Origin of the sequence: Limnoraphis robusta BA-68 BA1, from assembly GCF_034932365.1 — a bacterium.
Taxonomy (GTDB): Bacteria; Cyanobacteriota; Cyanobacteriia; order Cyanobacteriales; family Microcoleaceae; genus Capilliphycus; species Capilliphycus robustus.
Genome location: NZ_JAYGHR010000054.1, coordinates 1 through 5,567, shown reverse-complemented (window position 1 = coordinate 5,567; position 5,567 = coordinate 1). Strand labels below are relative to the sequence as shown.

Sequence of the window (5,567 nt, the reverse complement as noted above, 5' to 3'; positions counted from 1 at the left end):
AGGTCTCGATTGACTTATTTAGAGCGTAATTCCACCACCATCTAGCACAACCAAAGTGCTGAGACAGTAATACCTGCTGGTTTGGTGTTGGATAGAGTCGAACCTTGAGCGCTTTGTGTAGCATCTTCAGACCTCCTTACTGCATTATACATAAAACAGTAACGATATCGGAAGATTTGGAAAACTACGTCCCTCCGTTTTCCCCGACTTTCATCCCACCACCAAACTGAGTACAGCTATGGTGGGGGACTTCCCGTCGGCTTAGTTAAACTGACAACTGAACTAAGAAACGCTAGCCGCCTCTACAGGTTCAGCGACTGGTACTGGATAGACACTAATTTTTTGACGGCTTTTCCCTTTGCGTTCAAAGGTGACAATACCATCAATTTTGGCAAACAAGGTGTCATCGCTACCGATACCTACATTGTTACCGGGATGAAACTGGCAGCCCCGTTGACGAACTAAAATACTACCCGCACGAACCTGCTGACCCCCATATCGCTTTACTCCCAAACGTTGGGCGTTAGAGTCGCGACCGTTGCGGGTACTTCCTGTTCCTTTCTTATGAGCCATGATATCCTCTGCAAAAGTTCACTTTACTATTATTATGTGCTTCTGCTTCCGAAGCTTGAACCGATGAACCTACTCGGCTGAAGTTGCTTCGACTGGGGTTTCCTCAACGGTGGGTTCTGTTTCCACCGAGACTTCTGGAGTCGTTGCTTCTACCTCAGTGGTTGGAGTCTGTGCAACTGGGGCCGCCTGTTCTACATCGCTGCTGCCTGCTAATATAGAGCCATTCAGTGCAATGGTGTCTATCATTAAACGAGTAATCTCTTGTCGGTGTCCTCGTTTTTTGCGGGTTTTCTTCTTAGGCCGCATTTTGTAGACAATCACCTTGCGTCCACGAAAGTGACGTAAAACCGTACCTTCTACCGTTGCGCCTTCGACCCAAGGCTGACCGACATGAATATCATCATCATGCTTGACCAGCAGAACTTTATCAATTGTGACTTTTTCGTTGGGTTCAACTGCTAGCAGTTCGATATCATAAAACCGACCGGGTTCGACTCGTATTTGCTTGCCGCCCGTTTCAATAATCGCGTAACTCATTGGGGTTATGATTAAATTTGGCCGTACAGGTAGCTGGCTGTATTTCTCTGCTGATTAGATTGCTAAACCTTCACGCTCGGATGCTTGAGGTTCAACCCAATTCAACAAAAAAATGTTGTGCCAGCATTTGCTGATGTCTCAACCTGATCCGAGCAGGGATTAGACACACAATCTGTTATTATCTCAATAAAGGTCTTTATTGTCAAGTTTTTCTCAACAAAAAGCACGAGCTGATTTATTTTCCTTGACTCGATAGGGGTTCAGTTGATTTTTCCGATGGTTGATTCAAGGCAAAAAAGTCAAGATCAACGGCTTCTATTCCGTTAGTTCCCCAAAGCTGCAACATAGAACCGAGTTGAACCCACATCAATAAAGCGGTAGGAATGACAACCACAAAGCCAATAATCGCGGCGAGCCAAAACAATTGCAGAAATACCGTTAAACTCAAAGCAACTGAGAAAAAAACAAACAGCGTTGTTCCACAATAAGCAATAATGATATTGCCATTATTGTAATTGATTTTGCCTTGAGATTCAGGATTAGCCGTCCACAGACGTACCTGGTATTCTAACATATCCTTAAAAATCACACCAAACAGGACAGCAAAAACGGTTGTTGCCACAATCAGGGTATAAATAGGAGCAATCATCAAAGATTCAGAGTACATAAGTGCAGGTTGGATGAAAAAGTTTACAAAATGTTACATTTCAGTATAATATTAATTTGTCAGTTCTAGCAATAACTTCTAGGTGAGTCAGATTTTAGTCAGATTTGACCTTAATTTGACCTTGATTATCAATTTCCAAAGGAGTATTGGGAAAATCACTTTGAGTCAGACTGCGAATTAACCCAACACTGCGGAAATTATTATCACGATAGGGAACACCCTTGCTATCAAGATGAATGGGAATAATTTTGCCACTTTTAAAATTTCCCACCGGATCAAGATCAGCTTCCAAAACCAAAGAATATCCCAATTGCGCTTGAGTTGATAACGTGCGGTAGCCCATAAAATTCCCCAAAGAATAGGCAATTAACTTACCTTTATACAGTTCAAACGCCCGAGGAACATGAGGCCCATGTCCTAAAATCAAATCAGCCCCAGCATCAATTAAAGTTCGGGCAAATAAGACTTTATTGCCGCGATTTTCACCATAAAAATATTCCGTTTTATCTCGAATATGTAAAGCAGCCGTTCCTTCCGCCCCTGCATGAACAGAAACGACAATAACATCAGCCCCTTCTGCTTCAGCTTTTTTAACAATTGCTTTAGACGCTTCCAAATCTAACATATTATTATGAACGGGAAAATAACTAAAGCCAATAAAGGCAAATTTTACCCCTTTCACTTCATGGTAAACAATCTGATCTTTTCGGCCGACCGCCTTCATTCCCAGTTTATTAATATTGTCAATCGTATCATCAAAACCCGTCTCAAAAAAATCAAAAGAGTGATTATTCGCGACACTCAAAATATGAAATCCTGCATCTTTCAAAATCGAGGTATACTCGGGAGGCGTTCGGAAAGCAAACACCAAACCTCGACCAATATTTTTCGCACTATTTGGATAATTCGTTAGGGTACTTTCAAAGTTACCAAAAACAATATCAGCCCCTTGTAAGGCAGGCTTAACATCCTGAAATAACATCTCTTTTTGATCGGGAAGTTTATTAGAGGGGTAGTTCGTTCCCGGAATAATATCACCCACCGCTTTAATTTTAATCCGCATATCGGGGCTAATCGGATTTTGCAGAGAAGTGAGGGCTAAATTGGAAAATGAGTTGAGGTTTTTCAGCGTTTCCGCTTGACTAATCGGTTCAACAGAAGCAGAAGAAGCTGCCGAAGAAGAAAAAGAAAATTGAGGAAGCTTTGGAAATTTAATTTCTTGAAATCCCGCAGCAATCCCAGAGGGAATAGAAGCTAAAGTTTGAGAAACAGTCCGAGAAACATTATAAATTCTATCTTGTTGAACCGTAAAAAACCAACCCGAAAGCGGCGCCATCATCAAACCAATCGAACCCGCCATCAACAACTGTTTAACAGAGCGAGGAATAACCCGTTTAGGACGTTGAAATTGAGCAGGCTGAGGGGGAGGCGGGGGAGAAGGTTTTTTCGCTTTTGTTGGTGAGTGAGGAGGTGTATGTATAGAATGGGATGGAGTAGAACTTGACTTTACCTCCGTAAAGGCAGATTCCTTCTCAATCGTAGGCAGGCAAGTTTTTGCAGAGGCCACAGAAGTCTGGAGTGCAATCGTGTGAGTCCAATTTAGAGAGGGTTGACTACTTTTTTGACCTTGAACGGTAATCAAGGTAATTGCAGAGGTTCCCAGGCGGAGCATACCGTTCTGGATGACTCGAATGCAAGAGGATTGATTAGGCAGTTGCTCGGACTCAAGTAAGATGTACAGATGGCGATCGCGTCGAGTTGCTTTTGCTTGGACTCTTTGAGAGTTTAACGCCTGATTAATTAAAGTAGCAATTGCGTTAGCATCTCCCTGCTGGGCGAGCTTAATGAAGTTTTGCTGACTCACACACAGTCTCCTCACGCCGACAAATAAACAGACTCTATCAATAATACGTTTGAGTGGCGATTTATGGGGGGGTCTAAAAGGGATTGCTCTTGAGACCGGATTTCACAAGCTTTGTTGATCAAAGCAGGTAAAATGGTAAAAGGCAGACAGTATCAGGGTTTAGAGCATCTCTGCCCGATAATTTTTTGAGATCAATAAGCAGATTTTTGGGAGGAAATCACTGTGGCAATGCAGTACAGTTACGATAACAGTGAAGCCAGTTTGCCTCGTCGAGTGTTGGTGACTGGGGGAGCAGGTTTTATAGGCTCGAATTTTGTCCATCACTGGTGTCACGCCTATCCACAAGATCGGGTTGTAGTGTTGGATGCTCTAACTTACGCGGGAAATCGCCAAAATTTAGCCACTCTAGAGGATAAAGAAACTTTTCGCTTTGTCAAGGGGGATATTTGCGATCGCCCTTTGATTGAAAGCTTACTTCAAGAAGAAGAAATTAACACGGTTGCTCATTTTGCGGCGGAGTCCCATGTTGATCGTTCAATTCTTGGCCCTGGTGCTTTCATTCAAACCAATGTTGTGGGTTCGTTTACACTGCTGGATGCGTTTCGCCAACATTGGAACACCCATAATCGTCCCCAAGACTACCGTTTTCTTCATGTGTCTACGGATGAGGTTTATGGAAGTCTCAGCATGGATGATCCGGCGTTTACAGAAACAACTCCCTACGCTCCCAATAGTCCCTATTCTGCTTCTAAAGCGGGTAGTGATCATTTAGCAAGAGCTTATTATCATACCTACGGGATGCCAACAATTATCACCAATTGTTCTAATAATTACGGCCCCTACCATTACCCCGAAAAATTGATTCCGTTGATGTGTATTAATATTTTGTTGGGTAAACCTTTACCTGTATATGGGGATGGACAAAATATTCGGGATTGGTTGTATGTTCTCGATCATTGTCGGGCTTTAGATACAGTCATTCATCAGGGAAAACCCGGAGAAACTTATAATATTGGCGGAAATAATGAGGTTAAAAACATTGATTTAGTCCGAATGTTATGCCGAATTATGGATGAATTGGCGCCGACTTTACCTGTTAAACCTTCTGAAGAGTTGATTACTTTTGTTAAAGATCGACCCGGACATGATCGCCGTTATGCCATTGATGCCACTAAAATTAAAACGGAGTTGGGTTGGGCGCCTCTAGTAACGGTTGAAGAAGGATTACGACAAACGGTCGGTTGGTTTTTAACGCATCGCAGTTGGTGGGAACCGCTATTATCTGAAGAATATCAAACCTATTACCGCCAGGTTTACGCTTCTTAGATAATCGATCTGATTAGCCTAGAATCCTCTGATTATCTAGGCTCAGATCGGAGGAATTACCACCTCAAATTATCGAGGTTTTTCCCTTAAGATTTAGCTTTTTGGTGGGGTTTGGGGAGGCAATAAGCCCCGCACCATAAACGAAGTTTTAGTGTCGGGATACATGGACATCCCCAAAACTGTTTTTGGGGGTACCGCGTAGCGGATCTTGCTACGATACCCAGAAAACAGTTAGCACTGAATCTCTGTGTACTAATATATAGTCTATGGCACTAACAATGAACTACACTTACCGAATTTATCCGAGTGCGGCTCAACAAAAACTAATGTTGAGTTGGCTAGAGACTTGTAGACGACTTTATAATCGTTGTCTGCGAGACTTAAAAGACTGGATGAACAGTCGGAAGTGTATGATTGATAGATGCTCAATTAATCGGGAATATATTATGTCTCCTGATATTCCATTTCCTGGTTACATGGAGCAAAAGCGACAGTTAACCCAGTGGAAAAAAACTGAACCCGAACTTAAAGAAGTTCATTCACAAGTCACCCAGGATGTTGTTAAACGCTTGCACAACTCTTGGGAATCTTTCAGGCAGA

7 protein-coding genes are annotated in these 5,567 nt (G+C 42.6%); 2 read left to right on the top strand and 5 right to left on the bottom strand.

Annotated elements, in window-relative coordinates:
- From VB836_RS13295 to VB836_RS13275, 5 genes are all read right to left on the bottom strand, one after another.
- Positions 1 to 124 (bottom strand): helix-turn-helix domain-containing protein (locus VB836_RS13295; RefSeq protein WP_323218875.1); only part of this gene is annotated, 124 nt, incomplete at its 3' end.
- Positions 125 to 282: 158 nt separating this feature from the next.
- Positions 283 to 573 carry a 50S ribosomal protein L27 gene (gene rpmA / locus VB836_RS13290; protein WP_046277827.1) on the bottom strand — a complete coding sequence of 97 codons (291 nt, stop codon included), beginning with the start codon at positions 571 to 573 and terminating at the stop codon, positions 283 to 285.
- A 69-nt stretch (positions 574 to 642) separates the two neighbouring features.
- Positions 643 to 1,110 (bottom strand): 50S ribosomal protein L21, encoded by a 468-nt coding sequence (rplU, locus tag VB836_RS13285; RefSeq protein WP_323219745.1) that lies wholly within the window; start codon positions 1,108 to 1,110, stop codon positions 643 to 645.
- A 235-nt stretch (positions 1,111 to 1,345) separates the two neighbouring features.
- Positions 1,346 to 1,777 (bottom strand): hypothetical protein, encoded by a 432-nt coding sequence (locus VB836_RS13280; RefSeq protein WP_323219744.1) that lies wholly within the window; start codon positions 1,775 to 1,777, stop codon positions 1,346 to 1,348.
- A gap of 94 nt (positions 1,778 to 1,871) precedes the next feature.
- Positions 1,872 to 3,641 carry a CapA family protein gene (locus VB836_RS13275; protein ID WP_323219743.1) on the bottom strand — a complete coding sequence of 590 codons (1,770 nt, stop codon included), beginning with the start codon at positions 3,639 to 3,641 and terminating at the stop codon, positions 1,872 to 1,874.
- 228 nt (positions 3,642 to 3,869) lie between these two features.
- On the opposite strand from VB836_RS13275, the gene rfbB reads away from it, so the two are divergent.
- Together rfbB and VB836_RS13265 are read left to right on the top strand one after the other, a co-directional pair.
- Positions 3,870 to 4,967, top strand: a complete 1,098-nt coding sequence (gene rfbB, locus VB836_RS13270) for a dTDP-glucose 4,6-dehydratase (RefSeq protein WP_323219746.1) — start codon at positions 3,870 to 3,872, stop codon at positions 4,965 to 4,967.
- Positions 4,968 to 5,233: 266 nt separating this feature from the next.
- Positions 5,234 to 5,567 (top strand): helix-turn-helix domain-containing protein (locus VB836_RS13265; protein WP_323219742.1); only part of this gene is annotated, 334 nt, incomplete at its 3' end.